Consider the following 22,237-nt stretch of genomic DNA (forward strand, 5'->3'; position numbering starts at 1 on the left):
TGGACCGTCGTCCTCCCCGCCGTCTGGTCGTGGAGAAGGGCGCCCTCAGGCGCCCTTCTTGAATCCCGCCGGGGTGAACCAGATCGGCGAGGACCAGGCCCGCTCCTGATGGGTGGCCGGCGCCTTGGCCGGGATCGGCAGGTGGTTGCGGATGGCGACCAGGGTCGTCCAGCGCGCCGTCGGGATCTCCAGGGCGCGGGCGTAGTAGACCGCCGGGACCTTCGGGTCGAAGTCCGGGTCGCGCCAGACCTTGGTCAGGACCCCCGCGCCGATGGTGTTCTTGTAGGCGCCGGTCGTCAGGTCGACCGTGTTGCCGACCGGCGGCGCGTGGCCCTTGGCGTCGTCCTTGCGCCCGCCGGAGAGCGCCACGTCGTAGACCTTCTCGCGATAGCTCCCGTGGTCGAGCCAGACCTTGATCACCTGCACGCGGTCGAGGTTGGCGCCGTCGGGATCCTTGGTGGCCTGCAGGATGAAGCTCGGCGCCTTGGCGCCGGCGGGCTTGGCCGGCAGGTCGGATCCCATCGGCACGCCGGTGGCGTAGGCCCTGGCGACCCAGTCCGTCCTGCCGGTCATCGCCGGCGCGAAGCCCCAGCCGCCGAACATCCGAAGCCGCATCCGCGTGCCCGAGGTGGCGAAGGTCTCCTTGCGCTTCAAGGCCGCGAAGATCGCGTTGCGGGTGTTCTCCTCGGCCCAGACGCCGGTGATCGCCGCGCCGCTGAACTGCAGCGGGTCGTTCTCCCGCTGGCCGCTGGCCCGCTTCGCCGGCTGATCCGGCCTGCCCAGGCCGAGCGCCGCCTCCGCCGCTGCGCCGCGCGGCAGCATGGTCTTCGGATCGAGCCCGCTGATCCGCCCAGCATAGCCGTCCTCGTCCGAGACGGAGAGGCCGTTGTGGATGTCTGAGCCGCCGACCACGCCCATCTTGAAGGGGTTGGCGCCGACCTTCGACTGGATGACCAGGCCGCGGCCCCAGGCCTCGCGGACGTAAGAGCCGTGCTGCTTGGGCGCGGTCTCGCCGCGGTAGATGCGGTCCATGATCTCGAAGTTGGCGAACTCGTCCTGCGGCGAGAGCTCGGGCGTGGTCTCGGAATAGCCCTTGGTCTGGGCGATCTCGACCAGCGGCTCGTTCAGCGCCCGCTCCAGCGCATAGGCCTCGTCGATCGGCCGCCCGTCGGACATGTTCCAGTCGAAGTCGTGGCCGTCCGACAGGTTGGCGTTATGCGGGATGGCGATCACGTCGATGCCCTGCTTGCGCACCGAGTCCAGGTACTTCCAGAGGTCCTCCGGATGGTCGGAATCGATCGCCGTGAAGGGCTTCGGCGCGTGGTCGGAATTGAAGATCACGTTGCGGTGCATGTGGGTGCCGTACCCGGCCGTGGCGGTCCACTCGTAGGCCACGAAGGTGGTGAACTTGCCCGGCTGGTAGTTGTCGTCGGCGGCCTTCACCTCGGCGGCCCAGCCGGCGGCGGCTTCGGCTGCGGCCCGGATGTCCTTTTGCGCCTGGCTGCCGTTGTCGCGGGACATGCGCTCGACCATGGCGAAGCCGCCGCGGCCGGCCGCCTTGAGCTTCTGGCCGGTCTCGCTCCGCGAGAAGGCGCTCGACGGATCGTCCAGCATGGGCATGGCGCCCACATATTCGGAGTGGTCGGTGACGGCGGCGAAGTCCAGCGGCCAGGCGCGGCGGGCGGGGACCTCCGCGGTGGCCGGCAACCCTTGCTCCATCCGCACCTGGGCGGCCGGCACCATCACCGTCTCGCCGCGGGCGAACCTGTAGGCCTGGTCGGGCATGACCTTGGTCCCGAAGGTCCAGGCATCCAGCGACATGGCGGTGTGCAGGTGCAACTCGCCGAAGAACACCCGCCGCGCGGCAGGCGGCACGTCGGTGCGGTAGGCCTGGTCGGGCGGGGTCGAGACCTCGTGCGGGGCGCCCAGCGCCTTCGCCTTGGCGGTCCCGCCGCCGTGCTGGGCGACGAGCACCGCGCCCGTAGTGAGCGCCGCGCCGGACACCGACGCGATGACGAGGGTCGAAAGCTTCACGGACGTTCCTCCCGTTCTGTTCTCTTGGCGCTCATCGGGCGAGCGCGCCGTAGCGGATCACCCAGCCGGCGGCGAGCAGGCCGAGCGCGGCCATCCAGCTCCCCGCCACCCGGGCGGCGACGATCATCCACAGCCGCGTGAGCGGCAGGGTCAGCGAGGCGGCGAGCACGAAGACCGCCGCCGCCGCGGCGGCCATGCCGGCCAGCGAGACCAGGTGCGCCGGCGTCATGGCGACGCCGGCCACGTCGCCCAGGCCGCAGATCAGGCCGAGCCCGCCTGCCGCAGCGGCGCAGAGCCGGGGCGCGGCCCGGACGTTCGAGGCGAGGAGCCCGCCCGCGGCCAGCAGCATCGCCGCGCTCGCCACCGAGACCGCGATCGGCGGCCAGGGAAGGCCCGAGAGGCCGGCGATCCCGCCCAGGATCCAGGCGCCGGGCAGCGCCAGCGCCGCGGCGCGGCAGTGCGCCGGACCGTTGAGCCCCGCGAACAGCGCGAGGGTCACGACCGGCAGGATGTCCTCGGGGCTGAGGCCGAAGTGCGAGACGCCGTCGTAGAGCGGGCCGAGGCCGGTCGCCACCAGGTGCGCCTGCGCCATCCCCGGCGCGGCCCAGAGCGCGATGAACGGCGGTGCGACCAGCGCGAGAAGCCGGGCGCGGCTCATGCCAGGGCCGCCCACAGGAAATAGGCCCCGCCGGCCATCACCGCCGCGCCCGCGCCGCGGAGGGCGTAGCGGCCCCAGCCCCAGCGGTGCACCAGGCCGATGGCGATGCCCGTGGCGTGCAGCAGCCCGGTCGCGAGCACGAAGCCCAGGCTGTAGAGCAGGGCGTTCTGGCCGGGCGACAGCTCCGCGCCGTGGGCATAGCCGTGGAACAGGCCGAACAGGCCGACCACCACGCCGGCGACCGCCAGCGGCGGCCGCGCCTCGGTGAGCACCGCCGCGCCCAGGGTCAGGCCGGAGAGCGCGATGGCGAGCTCCGCGCCCGGCAGCGGCAGGCCGATGAGGCCCAGGAAGCCGCCCACCGCCATCACCAGCGGGAAGGTCACCGGCAGCAGCCAGATGGCCGGCCGGCCGAGCTGCGCGCCCCACAGGCCCACCGCCACCATGGCGATCACGTGGTCGAGGCCGGAGATCGGGTGCATGAAGCCGCTGGCGAAGCCCACCGCCTCGCCGCGCACGATGTGCGCCGAGGCCTCGCCGGGGAGGAGCGCGGCAAGCGCCAGGACAGGCAGGGCGGCGATGATCGGCTTGCGGCTCATTGGGCGAGCCCGAAGACGACCGCCGCGTACTGGAAGGTCCAGGACGCGCCCGCCACGCCGATCGCGTAGGCTGGGGCGAAGGTGGCGGGCCGCGGCCAGCGGACCTCCATCAGCCGGAAGCCGCGGACCAGGGCCAGCACCATGGCGATGAAGGCCACCTGCCCGATCTCCACCCCGACGTTGAACATGAGCAGCGCCGGCGCCAGCGAGGCGCCCGAGAGCCCCAGCGAGGTCAGCCCGCTGGCGAACCCCATGCCGTGCAGCAGGCCGAAGCCGAAGGCGGCCACCCAGGGGAAGCGGATGGTGAAGCTCGTGCCGCCCGCCTGGGCGCGCAGCGCCTCCGGGGCCACGAAGAGGATGGAGAGGGCGATCAGGGCGTTGAGCAGCGGGACCGGCAGGGCGATCAGCCCGAGCGTCGCGGCGGCCAGCGTCAGGCTGTGGGCGACGGTGAAGGCGCTGACGGTCTTCAGAAGCGTCCAGCGGTCGCGGACGATCAGGATTAGCCCCAGCACGAAGAGCAGGTGGTCGGGGCCGGTCAGGATGTGCTCCACGCCGAGCCGCAGGAAGGCGAGCACCCCCGCCGACCCTGCGCCGCCCTGCGCGATCTTGAAGCTCGGCGCCTCGGGCCGGACGATGGTCTCGGCGGGCGGCCCGTGCGCGGGGCGCACGCGGACGAAGACGTCGGTGATGGTGTCCTTCAGGCCCTCGATGGAGACGGTCTGCCCGGCCAGCGGATCGTGGCCCGCGGCATGCACCTTCCAGGTGCGGATCAGGAAGCCCTCGGAAGCGTATTGCGCCGCCGGCGCGGCCTCGAGCCAGCCGCTCGACAGGTGCGGCGCGAGGTGGATCGCCATGTCGCCCATGACGGGCTGCTTCCAGGTGATCCGGTAGTCGGCGGGTCCGGTCTGGTCGATCTCGAGGTAGGCGGGACGCACCTCGTGGGCGGCCGCCGGGCCGGCCAGCCCGAGTCCCGGCAGCAGCAGCAGGAGGAGGACGGCGAGGAGGCGCCTCATCGCCCGCCCGCCCGGTCGTCGCGCACCACCGTGAAGCGCCGCGCGAGCTTCGCCAGCGCCGCATCGTTCGCCGCCCCCTGCGCGTCCTGCAGATAATCCGTGCGGACCGCGTCGCGCACCTCGCCGAACGGCTGGCGGCCGGGAGCCTCGCGGGCGTCGACATGGATCAGGTGCCAGCCGTAGGCCGACCGGTAGGGCCCCGACCAGCGTCCGACCGGCGCCGCGAACACCGCCTGCGTGAACGGCGTATGGCCGAACAGCCGCGCCACCTGCTGCGGTCCGTAGGCCGAGAAGTCGTAGAGGTCGGGGAACGCGTCGCCGCGGTCCGGCGCGCGGGAAAGATCGTTCGGCAGCGTCTTCAGCACGGCCGCCGCGCGGGCCTCGGCCGCCGCGTCGCCGCTCGCCTGGGCGGAAAAGAACACGTGGCTGAAGGTGGCCCGCGCGGGCGTCGCATAGCGGGCCGCATGGGCCGCGTAGTAGGCCGCGAGCTGCGCCTCGCTGGGCTCGGCCGGCGGGCTCAGGTCCTGCACCAGGAACTGCATCTTCTGGGCGATGCGCCGCCGCACGATCTCGTCGTCCTGGCCGAGCTTCAGCGCCTCGCCCTCGCGGAACAGCATCTCGTCGTGGATGTCGCGCTGGACCAGCGCCTCCAGCGTCGGCGGATCGGGCCTGAGGCCGAACTGCAGGGCGTAGCTGTTGGCGATCTGGGCGACGTGGGCCGGCGTGACCTCGATGCGGTAGAGGCTCTCGTGCCGCCGCCAGGCCTGCCCCGCGGCGAACAGCACGAAGCCCGCCAGCAGGAAGTGGACCAGCGGCTCGCGCGCCAGGCGGCCGAACACGCGCCGCGCCACCGTCCCTCGCGGCGCCGCGGCCTCCGCCGAGCGCCCGACACGGACCGCACCCAAACCCAAGGAACTCGCAAGCTCACGCACCGCGCGGACCCCCGTCGACAGCGTGGCCTGACGTTAGCGCCGGCGCCGCGCGGCGACAGCCTGTTCGCGCATCTGTTCCGCCATGCGGAACTCTCCCGTCAACCGGCTGGAACGGGGGCGCGGCGGGGCAATAGTCGTCGCCGGGTGCGGACCGCGAGGTCCGGAAGGCTTAACCGCTGAGGGGTGGAGCGACGATGATGCGAGCGTCCGTGATTGCCCTCGTCGTGGCGCTCGGCCTCGGCGCGCCCGCCGCGCGGGCCGAAAGCGCGCCGCCGGGATTCGCGGCCAAGCTGCAGCAGGTGGTGACCCGCGACGGCGCGCCGGGGGTCACGGCCCTGGTGATGAAGAACGGGCGGCTGCTCTACCGGCTGGACAAGGGCGCCATCGCGCCCGACGCCCAGCTCCCGATCGCCTCGGCCTCGAAGTGGATGACGGCCAGCCTGGTGATGACTGTCGTCGACCAGGGAAAGCTGGAGTTGGACGAGCCGATCGGCAGGCGTCTTCCCGAGTTCACCGGCAAGGCGGGACGGATCACCCTGCGCGAGCTGCTGTCGTTCACCGCCGGCCAGGGCGGGCTGAAACCCGACATGTTCGACCTGCGCCAGGACCCGCACATCAGCCTGGCGGCGGCGGCGGCCCAGGTGGCGGCCCGGCCGCTCGTCGACGAACCGGGGACCACCTTCCGCTACGGCGGTCCCTCGATGCAGGTGGCTGGCGCCCTGGTGGAGCAGGCCACGGGCAAAAGCTGGGCGGCGCTGTTCCAGGAGCGGATCGCCGGCCCCCTGGGACTTTCCCACACCTACTGGGCCAATCCGTTGATGCCGGGTCTGAAGCCGGAGACGGTGCGCAATCCCAACCTGCAGGCCGGCGTCTACACCACGGCCGACGACTACGCGAAGTTCCTGACCATGCTCGCGGCCGGCGGCGTCTATCACGGCCGGCGCATCCTCTCGGCCAAGGCGGTCGACGAGATGGAGACCTGGCAGACCCGCGGACGGACCATGGCCTACCTACCGCCGGGCGCAGGGCCCATCGACAAGTACGCCCTCGGCAACTGGTGTGACACGGTGGAGGGGAACAGCGACCGCTGCTGGCTCGTCTCCAGTCCCGGCGCCTACGGGACCTTCCCGTGGATCGACCGGCGCAGCGGCCTCTACGGCGTCTTCTTCCTGAAGCTCAGGCTGCCGGCGGTCGCGAAGGACCTGCGCGAGGCCCGCGACATCGCCATCGCCGCCGACGCCGGCGGGCGGTCCGGCTAGACCCCCCGGCGCTGGCCTCAGGCCGCTTCGGCCGCCTCGCGCACCTGCACGAAGCCCTCGACGATCGCCTGGCCCAGCGCCTGCAGCGGCGCGAGGTAGCGCCCGATCGCCTGCCCCTCGGTCATCGCCGAGCGGTAGTAGAAGAAGTTCATCGCCGCGAGCGGGCTCTCCTCGGTCCCCGGCTCCAGGAGCGGGATCGCGAAGCTCTGGGTGGGGTTGGACCGCGGCCGGCCGATGGTGGCGTAGCCCGCGCTGCGCACCCGATCGACCAGCGCCTCCAGGTGGGCCGCCTCCTCGCGGATCGCGAGCTCGTCGCCCGAGGCGCGCAGCACGCTCAGGATGAAGCCGCGCTCCTCCGCCGAGCAGTAGGCGAAGAAAGCGCGGCCCAGCGCGCTCTGGATCATGTGCACCCGCCGGTTCAGGAAGTTCTGCTCGCGGGAGAAGGGGCTCAGGTGGCGGGTGGTGAACCGCACCACCATGGCGTCGCTCTCCGCCGTCGCCAGCGACACCTGCCACTTGTACTGCCGCGTGAAGGCCTCCATCAGCGGCCGGGCCACGTCGACCACCATGTCGCGGTGGCGCACGCCGGAGGAGAGCCGCAGCACCGCCTCGGTCAGGGCATAGCCGTCGCGGCGCGAGATGCGCACCACGTAGCCGGCGCCGATCAGGGTGTCCAACAGGCGCACCAGCGACGACTTCGGCAGGCGGGTGATCTCGTGCAGGGCCGCCAGCGTGGTCACCCGGCTCTGGTTCAGCGCTTCCAGGATCTGAAGCGCCTTGGCGACGGTGTGCACCTGCCCGTCATCCATGGCGACCCCCACACCCGCGGCCGACCGACCGCTCAAATTCCGCCCTTTGGAATAACCCAATTCCACCCGGCGCGACACCAGCGCTATCGGCTAGCTGTGGCCGGCCGGTCGGGTTGTCGAACCCGCCGTGCGAAAACCGAAGGTCAAGGGCGCAGGTCAAAGGGGGCGTTCGTGAGTGGCCGCAGCGGATCAGTGCGCGCCGAGGACGGGGTCAACCTCGCCTGGCGGACCGACGGGCCGCCGGACGCGCCGCCGCTGCTGCTCTGCACCATGGCCACCGCCGCCATGTCCGTCTGGGACCCGCTGGTCGCGGCCCTGGCCGACCGCTGGCTGGTCATCCGCCACGACCGGCGCGGCGAGGGCGACAGCGATCCCGGTGCGCCGGAGAGCCACAGCTTCGGCGCCTACGCCCGCGACGCGCTGGCCGTGCTGGACCGGCTGGAGCAGCCGGCGGCCCACGTCTGCGGCATGGCCTTCGGCAGCCGGGTCGCCGTGCGCCTGGCGCTCGACGCGCCGGACCGCGTGCTGAGCCTCGCCCTCTTCGACGCCACCGGAGGGCCCCCGGCCGGCGAGGCCGAGCGCCGCGCCGGCAATCAACGGGCCGCGAGCCTGCGGGCCGCCGCAGGCCTGGCCGGCGTCGCCCGCGATCCGGCCTGGTTCGCCCGCCGTGATCCGGCCGGCGCCGGGCTCTCGGTCAATGCCCTGAGGGCCCAGCCCGCCTGGACGCCCGGTCTTTCCACCATCTCGGTCCCAGCCCTTGTCGCCTGCGGCGAACAGGACCCCAATTTCGACGGCGCGCGGCGCCTGGCCCGCGAGATCCCGCGCGCGCGGTTCGAGCCCATGCCGATGACCGGCCACGGCTCGATCGTGCAGCGGCCGGACCTCGTCACGGCGCTGCTGCGCAGCTACCTGGAGGATGCATGAAGACGGCTTTGGTGACGGGCGCGGGCTCGGGGATCGGCGCGGCGACCGCGAGGCGCTTCGCCAAAGGGGGCGCCCACGTGGGCGTGCTCGACCGCAACGCCGAGGGCGCGCGGGCGACCGCGGCCCAACTCGCCGCGGCGGGCTTGAGCGCCGAGGCCCTGGTCTGCGACGTGACCGACGCAGACGCTTTGGAGGCCGCCGCCGCCGGGCTCGCGGCCCGCCGCGGCGGCATCGACGCCACGGTCTGCGCCGCCGGCGTCGCCAGCCGCCGCACCATCGCGCAGATGTCGCCGGCCGACTGGCGCCGCGTCATCGACGTGAACCTCACCGGCGCCTTCCTGGGCATCAAGTCGACCGCCGCCCACGCCAGTCCCGCGGGCTGCGCGATCACCATCGTCTCCTCGGTCGCGGCCGAGCACGTCGCCTACCTGAGCGGCGTGCACTACGCCTCCAGCAAGGCCGGCATCACCGGCCTCGTGCGCCACGCCGCCTTCGAGCTCGGCCGCCGCCAGATCCGGGTCAACGCCGTGGGACCGGGGCCGATGTCCAACCGCATGGGCGGCGGCCAGGTGGATCCCGCCCGGCAGGCGGCCTCGGCCCGCAACCTGCCGCTGCAGCGGGTCGTCGAGCCGGGCGACGTGGCCGAGGTCTGCTGGTTCCTCGCGAGCCCCGCTGCGCGCGCGGTGAGCGGCGTCTACCTGCCCGTGGACTGCGGCTTCCTGACCAGCCGCGGCGCGGCCTACCAGCATTACTTCGAGCTGCACGAGGAGGCCTTCTAGGCCGTCGCACGAAGGGGAGCATCATGAGACGCCTTCTCGCACTTGCCGCGGCGCTCGCGATCCAGGGGTCTTCCGCGGCCGCGGCCGACGATGCGGCCTGCGCCGCGCGCCCGATCACCGCCGGCTACGGCGCCGACGGGGCCTACGGCGTCGAGACCGAACAGCTCGCAAATCCAGGCGACGCCAACGACCAGATGACCATCTACGTCCCAAAGGGCGTGAAGGGGCCCCGGCCTGTCGTCTTCTTCGCCCATGGGTTCGGACCCGGGGTCGCCACCACCTACGCCGACATCATCCGCCACATGGTGAGCAAGGGCTATGTCGTCGTGTTCTCGACCTATCCGATGCGCGGCGTCACGATCGATCAGCGCTACGACAGCCTTTGGCAGGGGTTTGCCGCGGCCGCTGCGCAGTTCGCCGCCCGGATGGATCTGAGCCGCGTCGCGTTCGTCGGACATTCCTTCGGCGGCGGCGCGGTTCCGGCGATGGCCTACAAGGGGCTCATCGAGAACGGGTGGGGAAGGAACGGCGCCTTCCTGATGGAGCTGGCGCCTTGGTATTCCTACCAGATCACCGACGCGAAGTTCGCAGCCCTGCCCGCGCGAGCGGTCCAGTTCGTCGAGGTTTACGATGACGATGAGGTGAACGATCAGCGGATGGCGATCGACCTCTACAAGACGAGCCGCGCCACCGACCGCTTCTATGTCCTGGTGCAGTCCAGCCCGACCTGCGCCTTCACGGCCAACCACGCCACGCCGGGACGCAATGAATCGGCGCTGCAAAAGCAATACGCCGTCTCGCGCCCCTTCGACGAGCTGGCAGACTGGGCGTTCGACGGCCACGCCGCGGCGCGCGCGGCGCTGGAAGCGCTCGGCGAAGCAAGCTCTGGATATCAGCCGCTGCGCCGCCTGGCCGCGCCCGAACCGGGCCGTCCCGAGGCGTTCTACCATTACCCTTGGTCCGATAAGCGGAATCCACGTTTCTGACGATCCTGAGGGCTCGCGCTTTGCCCCGCGCACCAGGTGATCCGCGCCCGCCATGTCGCTTGAGTTCCGCCGGCGCCTGATGTGATCTCCCGCTCGTCAGCGGGGCGGGAATCACATGACGCACGATCCGGCGCTGGACGCGCACGAACACGCCGAGCATGCCGAGCATGCGGCGCACGCCAATGACCCGTTCATCTCGCGGGTGTCGATCACCATCGCCGTCCTGGCGGTGCTGGCGGCCTCCGTCTCCAGCCTGGAGAACGTCGAGGAGGCGGGCGCCATCAATTCCGCCAGCGAGGCGGTGCTGGCGCAGGACCAGGCCACCGACCTGTGGAACGAGTACCAGGCCGACAGCCTGAAGAAGCACCTTTACGGCATCGCCGCCGACGCGGGCGGCGCGAAGGCCGGCAAGTACGCGCTGACCTCGAAGGAGCAGACCGCCAAGCAGGACCACATCAGCGGCGAGGCCAAGGCCAAGGAGTCCGAGCGCGAGGCGCTGATGCGGGCGAGCGGCCTCCACGAACACCGCCACCACTGGCTGACCGGCGCGGCGACCATGATCGAGATCGGCATCGCCATCTCGACGGTGGCGATCATCACCCGTCGGCGGGCGTTCTGGCAGGGCTCGATCCTGCTGGGCGTGGTCGGCCTCGCCCTCCTGGGCGCCGCCTACCTCGTCTAGCGCGGCTTCGGCGGCGCCGGGTACTGGATGCGCGGCCGCAGGTTCTCGATCACCGCGTGGGCGTCGAAGGCGCGCGGATCGTCCGCGGGCTTGGCGCCCTTGTGCATCTTGATCTCGGCGGCGGCCTCGAACTTCTCGATCGTGCGCACGTCGTAGCGGTCGGCCCAGAACGGGTCGCCCCAGAACGGGTCCCAGGTCCGCCAGCCGAAGCCGCGGCCGTGGAATCGCCAGGAGGGCCGCCAGAAGCCGTAGCCGCCGTACCAGGGATGGTACAGCGGGTCAGGCTCGACGTAGCTGCGCGCGTCGGCGTTGGTGTGCCGGTCGACCATCTCGAACCAGTCGTAGCCCTGCTGCACGGTCAGCTCCGCCGAGCGGAACAGCAGGTAGGCTTCGACCGTCTCGCGGCTGGTCAGTGTGTTGCCCTGGAAGCTCACGCGCCAGCGGTCGGGCTCGACGCGGATCTCGGAATATCCGCCGGACGTCGCCTGGCCGGGAATATTCGGCTGGTAGGGGGTGGCCGTCGTGCAGGCCGCGAGCCCGGCCGCCAAGGCCATTGAGACGGCGAATGCGGCTGTTCTCTTCGTCATTTCTGATCTCTAGCTAACCACCTGTCCCTCGAGTCAAGCCTCAGGCGCCACAACACTTCGCCGCAATTGTGGTTGCCATGATGCAGCTCAATTGCAGGCGGCGTCCCAGGGCCGGGCGTCCGATGTGCGGGAACCCGCCCCGGTTCCTCGAGGGTTTGAATCACCGGCGAACCCGCCCGGAGCCGGACGATGCAGGTCGAATCCACTGCGATCCGCGATATCGACTACGACGCCGAGCGCGCCAAGCTCCTGGTGCGCTTCGCCTCGGGCGAGCGGTATGTCTACGTCGGCGTGCCCGGCGAGGTGCACCGCTCGTTCTGCGAGGCGGAATCCAAGGGCCGCTTTTTCCAGGCCGAGATCCGCGACCGCTATCCGTACAACCGGCTGGACAGCTGAGTCCGACGGGGCTCAGCGCCGGTCGCGGCTGGCCTTCACGCGCAGACGGAGCGCATTGAGCTTGATGAAGCCCGCGGCGTCGCGGTGGTCGTAGGCGACGGCGCCCTCCTCGAAAGTCACCAGCTCCTTGTCGTAGAGCGAATAGGGGCTCTCGCGGCCGGTCACGGTGACGTTGCCCTTGTAGAGCTTCACCCGCACGCGGCCCGAAACCATCGCCTGGGACTGGTCGATGGCGGCCTGCAGCATCTCGCGCTCGGGCGAGAACCAGAAGCCGTTGTAGATGAGCTCGGCGTAGCGCGGCATGAGCTCGTCCTTCAGGTGCATGGCCCCTCGGTCGAGGGTGATGCTCTCGATGCCGCGGTGGGCGGCCAGGAGGATCGTGCCGCCCGGCGTCTCGTAGACGCCGCGCGACTTCATGCCGACGAAACGGTTCTCCACCAGGTCGAGCCGGCCGATGCCGTTGTCGTGGCCGAGCTGGTTCAGCCGGGTCAGCAGGCCGGCGGGCGAAAGCCGCTCGCCGTCGATCGCGACGGGATCGCCCTTCTCGAAGTCGATGGCCGCCTCGGTCGGCCGGTCGGGCGCGTCCTCCGGCGAGACGGTCCGCTGGTGGACGAACTCCGGCGCGGGCTCGGCGGGGTCCTCCAGCGCGTTGCCCTCCGAAGATGAGTGCAGCAGGTTCGCATCGACGCTGAACGGCGGCTCGTTGCGCTTGTCGCGGGCGACCGGGATGCCGTGGCGGTCGGCATAGGCGACCTCGTCGGCGCGGCCCTTGAACGGCCACTCGCGCCACACGGCCAGCACCCGGATGTCGGGCTCCAGCGCGTAATAGCTCACTTCGAAGCGGACCTGGTCGTTGCCCTTGCCGGTCGCGCCATGGCTGACCGCGTCGGCCCCGACCTGGCGGGCGACCTCGATCTGCGCCTTGGCGATCAACGGTCTGGCGATCGAGGTGCCGAGCAGGTACTGCCCCTCATAGACCGCGTTGGCGCGGAACATCGGGAACACGTAGTCGCGGACGAACTCTTCGCGCAGGTCCGGCATGAAGATGTTCTCGGGCTTGACGCCCATCGCCAGGGCCTTCTCGCGCGCCGGCTCCAGCTCGCCGCCCTGCCCGAGGTCGGCGGTGAAGGTCACCACCTCGCAGCCGTAGGTTTCCTGCAGCCACCTGACCGCGACGAGGGTGTCGAGGCCGCCGGAATAGGCGAGCACGACTTTCTTGATGGGCTTCTCGGCCATGGAGGTCGGGGCGGTCCTTCGCGGGCGGGAGGAAAGGTCGCGCGCCTTTAAGGGCGAACGGGCGGGCGGTTCAAGGCTTAAGCGCCGTCGCCCTTCTCCAGATCGTCGAGCGCCGCGCGCATCCAGCGCAGGTGCAAGAGCGCGATCAGCGAGGCGGCGGTCGCGCGGATGCCGAACACGATCGCCGCGGCGTCGAAGCTGGCCGAGCGCTCGCGCGCCTGCAGGGCGAGCCACAGCGAGAGCGCGAAGGCGCCGCCCGGCAGCGCCCATATCCCCAGCCCGCGGCCGATCCGGCCGATCGGCAGGCGCACGGCCTGGCCGGGCCGGGTCTTGGCCCAGGCCTCGCGCGAGGCGCCGAACATGATGGCGAGCGCGATCACCCACAGCCCGTCGCCGAGGTAGCTGAACGCCAAGCTACACCGTCACCTGGGCGCCCATCTCCACGACGCGCCCGGGCGGGATCTTGTAGAAATCGGTGGGGTTGGCGGCGTTGCGCATCAGGAAGATGAACAGCTTGTCCTGCCACAGCGGCATGCCGGACTGGGCCGAGGGCACTACCGAACGGCGGCCCAGGAAGAAGCTGGTGGCCATGATGTCGAACTTCAGGCCGAGCTTGCGGCACAGCGCCAGCGCCCGCGGCACATTGGGGCTCTCCATGAAGCCGTAGTTGACGATCACCTTCTTGAAGTCGTCGTTGACCGGCTCGATGCGCACCCGCTGGCTCTCGGAGACCCGCGGCGTCTCGGCGGTGTGCAGCGTCAGGATGATGTTCTTCTCGTGCAGCACCTTGTTGTGCTTGAGATTGTGCATCAGGGCGACGGGCGCCATCTCCGGATCCGAGGTCAGGAACACCGCCGTGCCGGGCGCGCGGTATGGCGCGCGGGCCTTCAGGATCTCCGACAGCTCGATCAGCGGCACGCTGTCCCGGCGGGTCTTTTCGGTCAGGATCTGCGCCCCGCGCGTCCAGGTGACCATGATCGTCACCAGCCCCGCCCCCAGGGCCAGCGGCAGCCAGGCGCCCTGCGGGATCTTCAACAGGTTCGAGGAGATGAAGGTCACGTCCAGGATCCCGAAGCCGGTGGAGGCCAGGGCCGCCTGCCAGATCGGCCGTTTCCACATCCAGCGGACGATCACGAAGAACAGCAGGGTGTCGACGAACATCGCCCCGGTCACCGCGATGCCGTAGGCGGCGGCGAGGTTGGACGAGGTGCGGAACATCACCAGGAGGACCACGACCCCGATCATCAGCAGCGTGTTGACCTGCGGCACGAAGATCTGCCCCGCCTGGGTCTCGGAGGTGCGGCGGATCGAGATGCGCGGGAACAGGCCGAGCTGCACCGCCTGCTGGGTCATCGAGAAGGCGCCGGTGATCACCGCCTGGGAGGCGATCACGGTGGCTACCGTCACCAGGATCAGCACCGGCCAATAGATCGGGTGCGGGATCATCTTGTAGAACGGATCGACCGCGGCGGCCGGCCTGTGCAGCACCAGGGCTCCCTGGCCGAGGTAGTTCAGGAGCAGGCAGGGCAGCACCAGGAACAGCCACGCGGCGCGGATCGGGTTGCGCCCGAAGTGGCCCATGTCGGCGTACAGCGCCTCGGCTCCGGTGACGGCCAGGAACACGCTGCCCAGGATGGCGAAGCCCAGGAAGCCGTTCTGGAACAGGAAGATCACGCCGTAGTGCGGCGAGAGCCCACGGAACACCGACAGGTCGTCCTTCAGGTGGAACAGCCCGAGGCCCGCGAGGACCAGGAACCATAGGGCGGTGATCGGTCCGAAGAAGCGCGCGACGCTCGCCGTGCCCCGCGACTGGACCAGGAACAGCGCCACCAGGATGCCGATCGAGATCGGCACCACGAGCTCGGCCAGCGCATGCGGCGCGCCCGGCGCGTCGCGCACCCCTTCCACGGCGGCCAGCACCGAGACCGCGGGCGTGATGATCCCGTCGCCGTAGAACAGCGAGGCGCCCAGCATGCCGAGCAGCAGCACCAGCCCCGATCGCTTGGGCACGATGCGCTGGGCGAGCGCCATCAGCGCCAGCGTGCCGCCCTCGCCCTTGTTGTCGGCGCGCATCAGGAAGACGACGTATTTCACCGTCACGATAAGGATCAGCGCCCAGGTGACGAGGGAGACGACGCCCAGCACCGAGAGTTCCGCAGAGCCGCCGCTGCGACTGTGGCGGAGCGCCTCGCGCATCGCGTAGAGCGGGCTCGTGCCGATGTCCCCGAACACCACGCCCATGGAGCCCAGGGCGAGCGCGAAGAAGCTCTCCGACTGCGGGGTGTGGGCGTGCGGGGGTTCGTCCAGGGCCTGGGCGGAGGCGCCGGCCGTGTCAGCCATCCGTAGTCTCCGGGAACGGCGTGGGTTCCCTTGCGGCCCGATGCCGACGTGCGGCGGGCGCGATACACCTAAACTCCGGCGCGTTCAACGGGATGCACCCGAGTTGGCGCGGGCCGCCGCGGGCCTTAGGCTGGGAGCCGGCTAGGGAGGGGCGGAATGGACCGCAGGCTCGCGTTGGTGACGGGCGCTTCGGCCGGGATCGGGGCGGCCTTCGCGCGCATCCTGGCGAGCCACGGCTACGACCTGGCGCTGACCGCCCGCCGCGCCGAGCGGCTGGAGAGCCTGGCCGACGAGATCCGCCTGCGATATGGCGTCGAGACCCTGGTGCTGCCCGCCGATCTCGCCGATCCCGGCGCGCCGGGCAAACTCGCCGCCGACCTCGCCGCCCAGGGCCGCAGCGTCGATGCGCTGATCAACAACGCCGGCTACGGCCTGCCGGGGTCGTACGCCACGACGCGCTGGGAGGACCAGGCGGCGTTCATCCAGGTGATGGTGACCGCACCCTGCGAGCTGGCCCACCGGGTGCTTGCCGGCATGGTCGAGCGCCGGTTCGGCCGCATCGTCAACGTCGCCTCGCTGGCCGGGCTGGTGCCGCCCTCGGCGGGACACACCCTCTACGGCGCGGCCAAGGCCTTCCTGGTGAAGTTCTCCCAGAGCCTGCACCTGGAGGGCGAGGCCCACGGGGTGCATGTCTCGGCGCTCTGTCCGGGCTTCACCTTTTCGGAGTTCCACGACGTGACCGGGACCCGCCGGCAGATCGAAGCCTCGACGCCCGCGTGGCTGTGGCTCGGGGCCGACGAGGTGGCCGCGGCGGGCTACGAGGCGGTGGAGGCCAACCGTCCGATCTGCGTGCCCGGGACGCCGAACAAGGCGATCGCCGCGGTCGCCAAGCTCCTGCCCGACGAGTGGGGCCTGGCGGTCATGGCCTCCCAGGGGCCGCGATTCCGGAAGACCTGATCAGGCCGTGCGTGGCCTCCGACAGCCCGGCCAGGATGAACTGCACGGCCATGGCGCACAGGATCAGGCCCAGCACGCGCACCACGATGGTCAGCCCGATGCGGCCGAGCGCGCGGGTGATCAGCGGGGTCGCCAGGAACGACAGCAGGGTCGAGACCGCCACTAGGGCGATCACCGCCACGCCGACGGCCGCGCCCGCCAGGCCGAAAGCCTTCGCCTGGCTCGCGTAGATGATCACCGTCGAGATCGCGCCGGGGCCGATCAGCAGCGGCATGGCGAACGGGACGATCATCCGCTCGAACCGCTGGGTCACCGCCTCGCGCCGGCTCTTCGGCTGGGCGTCGGCCACCTCGGCCGACTTGGTCGAGAGGTCGTCGCGGACCATGTCCAGGCCGAGCACGAACAGGATCACCCCGCCGGCGATGCGGAAGGCGGACAGCGAAATGCCGAAGAAGGCGAGCAGCCCCAGCCCCGTGAAGTAGAAGAAGGTCAGGAAGCCCAGGACGAACAGCGCGATGTAGACGGCGAGTTGCGCCCGGTCCCGCGCGCTCACCCCGGCCGTTCCCGCCGCGAAGAACGGCACGTTGCCGACCGGATCGATCAGCGCGAACAGGGCGACGAAAAAGTTGACCGCGAACTCGGCTGGGCTCATGCAAACCCCTTAGCCCGAATCGAAGCGCCGCCGAACCGCCGCCCGCGGTTCGCCTGCGCGCCTGCCCGGAAGGAGCCGCCATGGCCGCCGCCGCTCTCGCCCGCGCCGAAACCCGCGCCGACCCGCGCCTGATCGTGCCGCTCGACTTCCCGACCGCCGAGGCGGCCCGCGCCGCGGTCGCGCGCCTGGGCCAGGCGGTGAGCTTCTACAAGGTGGGCCTCGAGCTCTTCGCGACCGATGGCATGGCGGTGGCGCGCGAGCTGAAGGCGGCCGGCAGGCAGGTGTTCCTCGACTGGAAGCTGCACGACATCCCGACCACGGTGCAGAAGGCCACGGCGGCGATCGCAGGGGCCGGCTGCGACTTCCTGACCGTGCACGGCGAGCCGCAGGTGATGGCTGCGGCGGTGCGCGGACGCGCGGGCGCGCCGCTGAAAATCCTCGCCGTCACCGTGCTCACCAGCCTCGACGACGCTGACCTGAAGGAGATGGGCTACGCCGAGAGCGCCCGCGCCCTCGTCGAGCGGCGCATCCGCCAGGCGATCGCGGCGGGCTGCGACGGGGTGATCGCGAGCCCGCACGAAGCGGCGCTTGCCCGCCGGCTGGGCGGTCCGGAGTTCCTGGTGGTCACGCCCGGCGTCCGGCCCGACTGGTCGGCGAAGAACGACCAGGCCCGCGCCGCCACGCCCGCCGAGGCGCTGCAGGCGGGCGCCTCGCATATCGTCTGCGGCCGGCCGATCACGGCGGCGGACGATCCGCACGCCGCGGCGCTGCGGGTGGTGAGCGAGATGGCCCGGATTCGCTAGAAGTCCACCGCCACGCCCTTGCGCTCCCAGTCGCCGAAGCGCGTGGGCTCGGGACCCTTCGGGCCGCCCTGCTCGGCAGGAAGCGCGGCGGTCCCGGCGCCGGCGGCTCGGCGCTGAGCGGCCTCCTCCAGCGCGCGGCGCGCCTCGGGCGTGAGCGGCTTGTCGGGGGCGGCGTTGGGCGGCGGCTCGTCCATGGGCGGAGGACTACGCCTTCCGGTCCCACCGCGCCAGCGGCCGGCTGAAGTAGATCGTGATGCGATGCGTCGTTGCGCGCGCGGCGCAACGCTGGTTTCTTACGCCGTAACAGTCGCTAGACTGACTCGAGTAATAGGGGGAATTCCACATGAAGAGATTACCGCTCGCCTTCTTCACCGCCGGCGCCACATGCGTGCTGGCTGGCATGGTCTGGGGCGCGTTCATGGGCTCGACCGAAGACTTCACGCTTGCGCCGGCCCACGCCCACCTCAACCTCGTCGGCTGGGCCACCCTGGCGTTGATGGGGACCTTCTACCAGCTATCCGGGAAGGGCGGACGGCTCGGATGGACAAACTTTGTCCTGTCGTTCGGCGCGGTGGTGGTGATGATCCCTTCTCTCGCTTTGTTCCTGTCGGGAAACAAGGCGGCGGACGCCGGCGTGATCGCAGGCTCGATGCTGGCCATTCTTGGAATGGCGACCTTCCTGACCGTGGTCGTCTCCTGCTGGCGCGAGGCCGGCGCGAGCGGGGCCGCGACCAGCGCCGAGATAAAGCAGGCCGCCTGAGATCGTCCTTGCGCCGGCGGCCGCGAGGGGCCACGCCGGCCCGGTGACCGAGGCGGCGCCCAGGGACGTTTCCGGCCTCGCCGCGCGCAAGGCGGCGCTGGATCTGCTCGCCGCCGCCCTGTCGCGGCGCGCCGGGCTGGAGGACGGCCTGGGCGCGCCGGCGCTGGCGGCGCTTCCGCCGCGCGACCGGGCCTTCGCCCGCGCCCTGGCCATGGCGACCTTGCGCCATCTGGGCCCCATCGACGCGGCGCTTTCGGCCCGGCTCCGGTCGCCGCCGCCGGATCAGACCCTGCAGGCGCTCCGGCTGGGCGTGGCGCAACTCTTCGTGCTCGAGACGCCGGCCCACGCTGCGGTGGGCGCGACCGTGGAGCTGGCGCCCAAGGCCCTTCGCGGCCTGGTCAACGCCGTCCTGCGGGGCCTGACGCGCGAGCCGCCCGATCTCGCCGATCCCGACCGCCTCGCGCCCGACTGGCTCTACGCGCGGTGGCGCGCGGCCTACGGCGCCGACGATGCGCGCGCCATCGCCGCCTTGATCGCCGAGGAGCCGCCGACCGATCTGACTCTGAAGCCGGACGCCGCGCCGGAAGGGCTCGCGGGGGAGCGCCTGCCGGGCGGGACGTTCCGCACGGCGATGAGCGGCGACGTCACCGGCTGGCCGGGCTTCGCCGAGGGGCGCTGGTGGGTGCAGGACGCCTCGGCCGCGGTCCCGGCGCGCGCGCTGGGCGTCCGTCCGGGCGAAACCGCGCTCGACCTCTGCGCCGCGCCCGGCGGCAAGACCCTGCAGCTCGCCGCCGCCGGCGCGCAGGTGACGGCGCTCGACCGCTCCGCGGCGCGGCTGCGGCGGGTGAGCGAGAACCTGGCGCGGACCGGCCTCGCCGCCGAGGTGGTGGCGGCCGAAGCCCAAGCCTGGCCGGATAGCCGCAGCTTCGAGGCCGTGCTGCTGGACTCGCCCTGCTCGGCGACCGGCACCTTCCGCCGCCACCCCGACGTGCTGTGGGTCGCGAGGCCATCCGATGTTCCGAAGCTGGCGCAGGTCCAGGCGCGGCTGCTCGAGGCGGCGGCGCGGCGGGTGAAGCCCGGCGGCCGTCTCGTCTACTGCGTCTGCTCGCTGGAGCCGGAGGAAGGCGAGGCGCAGGCCGCGGCGTTCCTCACCCGCGCCCCGGCGTTTCGCCTCGATCCGATCGCGCCTGGCGAAGGCGGCGCGCCCGAGGCCAGCCTCAGGGCCGATGGGACGCTCCGCATCCTGCCGCACCATCGCCCCGGCGGGACCGACGGCTTCTACGTCGCCCGCTTCCGGCGCGGCGCCTAACTCCTCCTTGTCATCCCGGCGCCTGTCCTGCGCCATCAGGCGAATAGGGATCCCGGTCTTCTCCCTTCCGTCGAAACCGGGATGACAGCCTTGGGTGCGCCCGTTAAAGCCGCGCCATGGCTCGAAAGACCATCATCGCGCCCTCGATCCTGGCGGCGGACTTCGCCAAGCTCGGCGAGGAGGCCCGCGCGGTGGAGGCGGCCGGGGCCGACTGGCTGCACGTCGACGTGATGGACGGCCATTTCGTGCCCAACATCACCATCGGCCCGGACGTCGTGAAGGCGCTCCGCCCGCACGTGAAGATCCCCTTCGACGTGCACCTGATGATCGCGCCCGCCGATCCCTACCTGGAGGCATTCCGCAATGCGGGGGCCGATATCCTGAGCGTCCATCCGGAGGCCGGGCCGCACCTATCGCGCACCCTGCAGCGCATTCGCGAGCTGGGCGCCAAGGCGGGCGTCGTCTTCAATCCCGCCACGCCGCCGGAGCTGATCGCGCACCTGATGGACCAGATCGACCTCGTTCTGGTGATGAGCGTCAATCCCGGGTTCGGCGGCCAGAGCTTCATGAGCTCGCAGCTGAAGAAGATCGAGCGCCTGCGCGCGATGATCGACGCGACGGGCCGCGACATCGTCCTGGAGGTGGACGGCGGGGTGACGGCCGAGACCGCGCCCAAGTGCATCGCCGCCGGAGCGACCGCGCTGGTCGCGGGGACGGCGGTGTTCCGCGGCGGTCCGAGCCGCTACGCGGCCAACATCGCCGCACTGCGCGCCGACCTGATTGACCTGAAGGAGCGGCGGGCCTAATCCGCGGGCGCACCGCGTGACTGGCGATTGAGGTGGGCGACCACCGGGGAGCGCGGGCTCTGTCCGCCGCTCGCCTGGGCATTTCCTTGCAACCACGAGGAGGATGCCGTGCCTGCCGCCCCCGATTTCCCCGCCGCCCCCGACCGCGTCCCCATCAAGCGCGCGCTGCTCTCGGTCTCCGACAAGACCGGCCTGATCGAGGCCGCCAAGGCGCTCGCCCGCATAGGCGTGGAGCTGGTCTCGACCGGAGGTACGCGCAAGGCGATCGCAGAGGCCGGCGTCCCGGTGAAGGACGTCGCCGAGCTCACCGGCTTCCCGGAGATGATGGACGGACGGGTGAAGACGCTGCATCCGGCGGTGCACGGCGCACTGCTGGGCGTGCGCGACGCCCCCGAGCACAGGAAGGCGATGGAGGGGCACGGGATCGGCGCGATCGACCTCGTCTACGTCAACCTCTATCCGTTCGAGCAGACGGTGGCCTCCGGCGCCGAATTCGCCACCAGCATCGAGAACATCGACATCGGCGGCCCGGCGATGATCCGCTCGGCGGCGAAGAACCACGGCTATGTGGCGGTCTGCACCGAGCTCGCCGACCTGCAGGAGGTGCTGGCCGCGCTCGAGGCGGACGGCGCCACCTCGCTCGATCTGAGGCGCAAGCTCGCGCAGCGCGCCTACGCCCGGACGGCGGCCTACGATTCCTCGATCTCGTCCTGGCTCGCGTGGGAGCTGGGCGAGCGGGCGCCGCGGCGGTTCTCGATCGCCGGCGATCTCGTCCAGACCATGCGCTACGGGGAAAACCCGCACCAGCAGGCCGCCTTCTACCGCCTGCCCAATCCGCCGCCCGGCGTCGCCTCGGCGAGGCAGCTGCAGGGCAAGGACCTCTCCTACAACAACATCAACGACACCGACGCGGCGTTCGAACTGGTCGCCGAGTTCGATCCCCGGAGCGGGCCGGCCTGCGCGATCATCAAGCACGCCAATCCTTGCGGCGTGGCGACCGGCAAGACCGTGCTGGAGGCCTACGAGCGCGCGCTGGCCTGCGATCCGGTGAGCGCCTTCGGCGGCATCATCGCGCTCAACACCGCCCTGGATGCGGCGACCGCCGCGAAGATCCTCGACCTGCTCACCGAGGTGGTGATCGCCCCAGAGATCGCGCCCGACGTGGCCAAGCTCTTCGCCAAGAAGAAGAACGTCCGCCTGCTGGCCACCGGCGGCCTGCCGGACCCCCTCGCAAAGGGCCTGACCTTCAAGTCGGTGTCCGGCGGCTTCCTGGTCCAGGGTCGCGACGACGCGCGCCTCACGCCCGCCGACCTCCAGGTGGTGACGAAGCGCGCGCCCACCGAGGCCGAGGTGCGCGACATGCTGTTCGCCTTCACCGTCGCCAAGCACGTGAAGTCGAACGCCATCGTCTACGCCAAGTCCGGCCAGACGCTGGGGATCGGCGCCGGCCAGATGAACCGCAAGGATTCCGCCCGCATCGCCGCCCTGCGCGCGGCCGACTTCGGCCTGGACCTCAAGGGCTCCGCCTGCGCCTCGGAAGCCTTCTTCCCGTTCGCCGACGGCCTGATCCAGGCGGCCGACGCCGGCTGCACGGCGGTGATCCAGCCGGGCGGTTCGGTGCGCGACAAGGAGGTCATCGAAGCCGCCGACGCGCGCGGCCTGGCGATGGTGTTCACCGGCGTGCGGGTGTTTCGGCACTGACGTGCCTCCCTTAACGCT

24 protein-coding genes and 1 riboswitch are annotated in these 22,237 nt (G+C 71.3%); of the genes, 12 read left to right on the forward strand and 12 right to left on the reverse strand.

Features of this window, described 5'->3' with window-relative positions; all coding sequences use genetic code 11:
* Positions 1-45: 45 nt before the first annotated feature.
* The 5 genes from Q0W60_RS00335 to Q0W60_RS00355 are packed head-to-tail and all read right to left on the reverse strand — an operon-like array spanning position 46 to position 5,152.
* Entirely contained in the window at positions 46-2,034 is a 1,989-nt protein-coding gene (locus Q0W60_RS00335; protein WP_297691388.1) for a DUF3604 domain-containing protein, read from the reverse strand.
* A gap of 31 nt (positions 2,035-2,065) precedes the next feature.
* Positions 2,066-2,692 (reverse strand): HupE/UreJ family protein, encoded by a 627-nt coding sequence (locus Q0W60_RS00340; protein WP_297691390.1) that lies wholly within the window; start codon positions 2,690-2,692, stop codon positions 2,066-2,068.
* Positions 2,689-3,288 carry a HupE/UreJ family protein gene (locus tag Q0W60_RS00345; protein ID WP_297691392.1) on the reverse strand — a complete coding sequence of 200 codons (600 nt, stop codon included), beginning with the start codon at positions 3,286-3,288 and terminating at the stop codon, positions 2,689-2,691. Before Q0W60_RS00345 ends, Q0W60_RS00340 begins: the two co-directional genes overlap by 4 nt.
* Complete coding sequence (locus Q0W60_RS00350) at positions 3,285-4,301, reverse strand: HupE/UreJ family protein (RefSeq protein WP_297691394.1); 1,017 nt, start codon at positions 4,299-4,301, stop codon at positions 3,285-3,287. The genes Q0W60_RS00345 and Q0W60_RS00350 overlap by 4 nt, the downstream gene beginning before the upstream one ends.
* Positions 4,298-5,152: a peptidylprolyl isomerase gene (locus Q0W60_RS00355; RefSeq protein ID WP_297691396.1), complete on the reverse strand. Its 855-nt coding sequence runs from the start codon at positions 5,150-5,152 to the stop codon at positions 4,298-4,300. Before Q0W60_RS00355 ends, Q0W60_RS00350 begins: the two co-directional genes overlap by 4 nt.
* Before the next feature lie 275 nt (positions 5,153-5,427).
* Here Q0W60_RS00355 and Q0W60_RS00360 point away from each other — a divergent pair, with 275 nt between their 5' ends.
* Positions 5,428-6,492: a serine hydrolase domain-containing protein gene (locus tag Q0W60_RS00360; RefSeq protein WP_297691398.1), complete on the forward strand. Its 1,065-nt coding sequence runs from the start codon at positions 5,428-5,430 to the stop codon at positions 6,490-6,492.
* A 17-nt stretch (positions 6,493-6,509) separates the two neighbouring features.
* On the opposite strand, the gene Q0W60_RS00365 is transcribed toward Q0W60_RS00360, so the two are convergent.
* Positions 6,510-7,301 carry a helix-turn-helix domain-containing protein gene (locus Q0W60_RS00365; RefSeq protein ID WP_297691400.1) on the reverse strand — a complete coding sequence of 264 codons (792 nt, stop codon included), beginning with the start codon at positions 7,299-7,301 and terminating at the stop codon, positions 6,510-6,512.
* Between the two features lie 171 nt (positions 7,302-7,472).
* Between Q0W60_RS00365 and Q0W60_RS00370 the strand changes: the two genes are divergently transcribed.
* The 4 genes from Q0W60_RS00370 (at position 7,473) to Q0W60_RS00385 (ending at position 10,672) form a co-directional block, all read left to right on the forward strand.
* Entirely contained in the window at positions 7,473-8,225 is a 753-nt protein-coding gene (locus tag Q0W60_RS00370; RefSeq protein WP_297691402.1) for an alpha/beta hydrolase, read from the forward strand.
* Positions 8,222-9,004: an SDR family NAD(P)-dependent oxidoreductase gene (locus Q0W60_RS00375; RefSeq protein ID WP_297691404.1), complete on the forward strand. Its 783-nt coding sequence runs from the start codon at positions 8,222-8,224 to the stop codon at positions 9,002-9,004. Before Q0W60_RS00370 ends, Q0W60_RS00375 begins: the two co-directional genes overlap by 4 nt.
* Positions 9,005-9,027: 23 nt before the next feature.
* Positions 9,028-9,990, forward strand: coding sequence for a hypothetical protein (locus Q0W60_RS00380; protein WP_297691405.1), 963 nt, complete (start codon positions 9,028-9,030; stop codon positions 9,988-9,990).
* A 115-nt stretch (positions 9,991-10,105) separates the two neighbouring features.
* On the forward strand, positions 10,106-10,672 hold the full coding sequence (locus Q0W60_RS00385; protein WP_297691407.1) for a DUF4337 family protein: 567 nt from the start codon (positions 10,106-10,108) through the stop codon (positions 10,670-10,672).
* On the opposite strand, the gene Q0W60_RS00390 is transcribed toward Q0W60_RS00385, so the two are convergent.
* Positions 10,669-11,259, reverse strand: coding sequence for a hypothetical protein (locus Q0W60_RS00390; RefSeq protein ID WP_297691409.1), 591 nt, complete (start codon positions 11,257-11,259; stop codon positions 10,669-10,671). The genes Q0W60_RS00385 and Q0W60_RS00390 overlap by 4 nt on opposite strands.
* Before the next feature lie 189 nt (positions 11,260-11,448).
* Between Q0W60_RS00390 and Q0W60_RS00395 the strand changes: the two genes are divergently transcribed.
* Positions 11,449-11,655, forward strand: coding sequence for a KTSC domain-containing protein (locus tag Q0W60_RS00395; protein WP_297691411.1), 207 nt, complete (start codon positions 11,449-11,451; stop codon positions 11,653-11,655).
* Positions 11,656-11,667: 12 nt separating this feature from the next.
* On the opposite strand, the gene Q0W60_RS00400 is transcribed toward Q0W60_RS00395, so the two are convergent.
* From Q0W60_RS00400 to Q0W60_RS00410, 3 genes are all read right to left on the reverse strand, one after another.
* A complete protein-coding gene (locus tag Q0W60_RS00400) occupies positions 11,668-12,891 on the reverse strand; it encodes an argininosuccinate synthase (RefSeq protein ID WP_297691413.1) in 1,224 nt (407 codons plus the stop codon).
* A gap of 77 nt (positions 12,892-12,968) precedes the next feature.
* Entirely contained in the window at positions 12,969-13,304 is a 336-nt protein-coding gene (locus Q0W60_RS00405; RefSeq protein WP_297691415.1) for a hypothetical protein, read from the reverse strand.
* Between the two features lies 1 nt (position 13,305).
* Positions 13,306-15,132 carry a potassium transporter Kup gene (locus Q0W60_RS00410; RefSeq protein WP_297691584.1) on the reverse strand — a complete coding sequence of 609 codons (1,827 nt, stop codon included), beginning with the start codon at positions 15,130-15,132 and terminating at the stop codon, positions 13,306-13,308.
* Positions 15,133-15,387: 255 nt separating this feature from the next.
* Between Q0W60_RS00410 and Q0W60_RS00415 the strand changes: the two genes are divergently transcribed.
* The gene (locus Q0W60_RS00415) at positions 15,388-16,188 is read left to right on the forward strand and encodes an SDR family oxidoreductase (RefSeq protein WP_297691417.1); all 801 of its coding nucleotides are present in this window, start codon (positions 15,388-15,390) and stop codon (positions 16,186-16,188) included.
* On the opposite strand, the gene Q0W60_RS00420 is transcribed toward Q0W60_RS00415, so the two are convergent.
* Positions 16,151-16,840, reverse strand: coding sequence for a MarC family protein (locus Q0W60_RS00420; protein WP_297691419.1), 690 nt, complete (start codon positions 16,838-16,840; stop codon positions 16,151-16,153). The two genes, Q0W60_RS00415 and Q0W60_RS00420, sit on opposite strands and share 38 nt — an antisense overlap.
* Before the next feature lie 80 nt (positions 16,841-16,920).
* Here Q0W60_RS00420 and pyrF point away from each other — a divergent pair, with 80 nt between their 5' ends.
* Complete coding sequence (gene pyrF, locus Q0W60_RS00425) at positions 16,921-17,643, forward strand: orotidine-5'-phosphate decarboxylase (protein ID WP_297691421.1); 723 nt, start codon at positions 16,921-16,923, stop codon at positions 17,641-17,643.
* Here the strand turns inward: pyrF and Q0W60_RS00430 are convergent.
* Positions 17,640-17,837, reverse strand: coding sequence for a DUF1674 domain-containing protein (locus Q0W60_RS00430; protein WP_297691423.1), 198 nt, complete (start codon positions 17,835-17,837; stop codon positions 17,640-17,642). The two genes, pyrF and Q0W60_RS00430, sit on opposite strands and share 4 nt — an antisense overlap.
* Positions 17,838-17,986: 149 nt before the next feature.
* On the opposite strand from Q0W60_RS00430, the gene Q0W60_RS00435 reads away from it, so the two are divergent.
* The 4 genes from Q0W60_RS00435 to purH all read left to right on the forward strand — a co-directional run bounded on the left by Q0W60_RS00435 (position 17,987) and on the right by purH (position 22,219).
* Positions 17,987-18,403 carry a hypothetical protein gene (locus Q0W60_RS00435; RefSeq protein WP_297691425.1) on the forward strand — a complete coding sequence of 139 codons (417 nt, stop codon included), beginning with the start codon at positions 17,987-17,989 and terminating at the stop codon, positions 18,401-18,403.
* A gap of 43 nt (positions 18,404-18,446) precedes the next feature.
* The gene (locus Q0W60_RS00440) at positions 18,447-19,712 is read left to right on the forward strand and encodes an RsmB/NOP family class I SAM-dependent RNA methyltransferase (RefSeq protein ID WP_297691427.1); all 1,266 of its coding nucleotides are present in this window, start codon (positions 18,447-18,449) and stop codon (positions 19,710-19,712) included.
* 116 nt (positions 19,713-19,828) lie between these two features.
* On the forward strand, positions 19,829-20,518 hold the full coding sequence (rpe, locus tag Q0W60_RS00445; protein WP_297691429.1) for a ribulose-phosphate 3-epimerase: 690 nt from the start codon (positions 19,829-19,831) through the stop codon (positions 20,516-20,518).
* A gap of 6 nt (positions 20,519-20,524) precedes the next feature.
* Positions 20,525-20,605, forward strand: a riboswitch (ZMP/ZTP riboswitch).
* A 21-nt stretch (positions 20,606-20,626) separates the two neighbouring features.
* Positions 20,627-22,219, forward strand: a complete 1,593-nt coding sequence (purH, locus tag Q0W60_RS00450; protein ID WP_297691430.1) for a bifunctional phosphoribosylaminoimidazolecarboxamide formyltransferase/IMP cyclohydrolase — start codon at positions 20,627-20,629, stop codon at positions 22,217-22,219.
* Positions 22,220-22,237: the final 18 nt, after the last annotated feature.

Origin of the sequence: Phenylobacterium sp. (assembly GCF_025934275.1) — a bacterium.
In the GTDB taxonomy this organism is placed as follows: Bacteria; Pseudomonadota; Alphaproteobacteria; order Caulobacterales; family Caulobacteraceae; genus Phenylobacterium.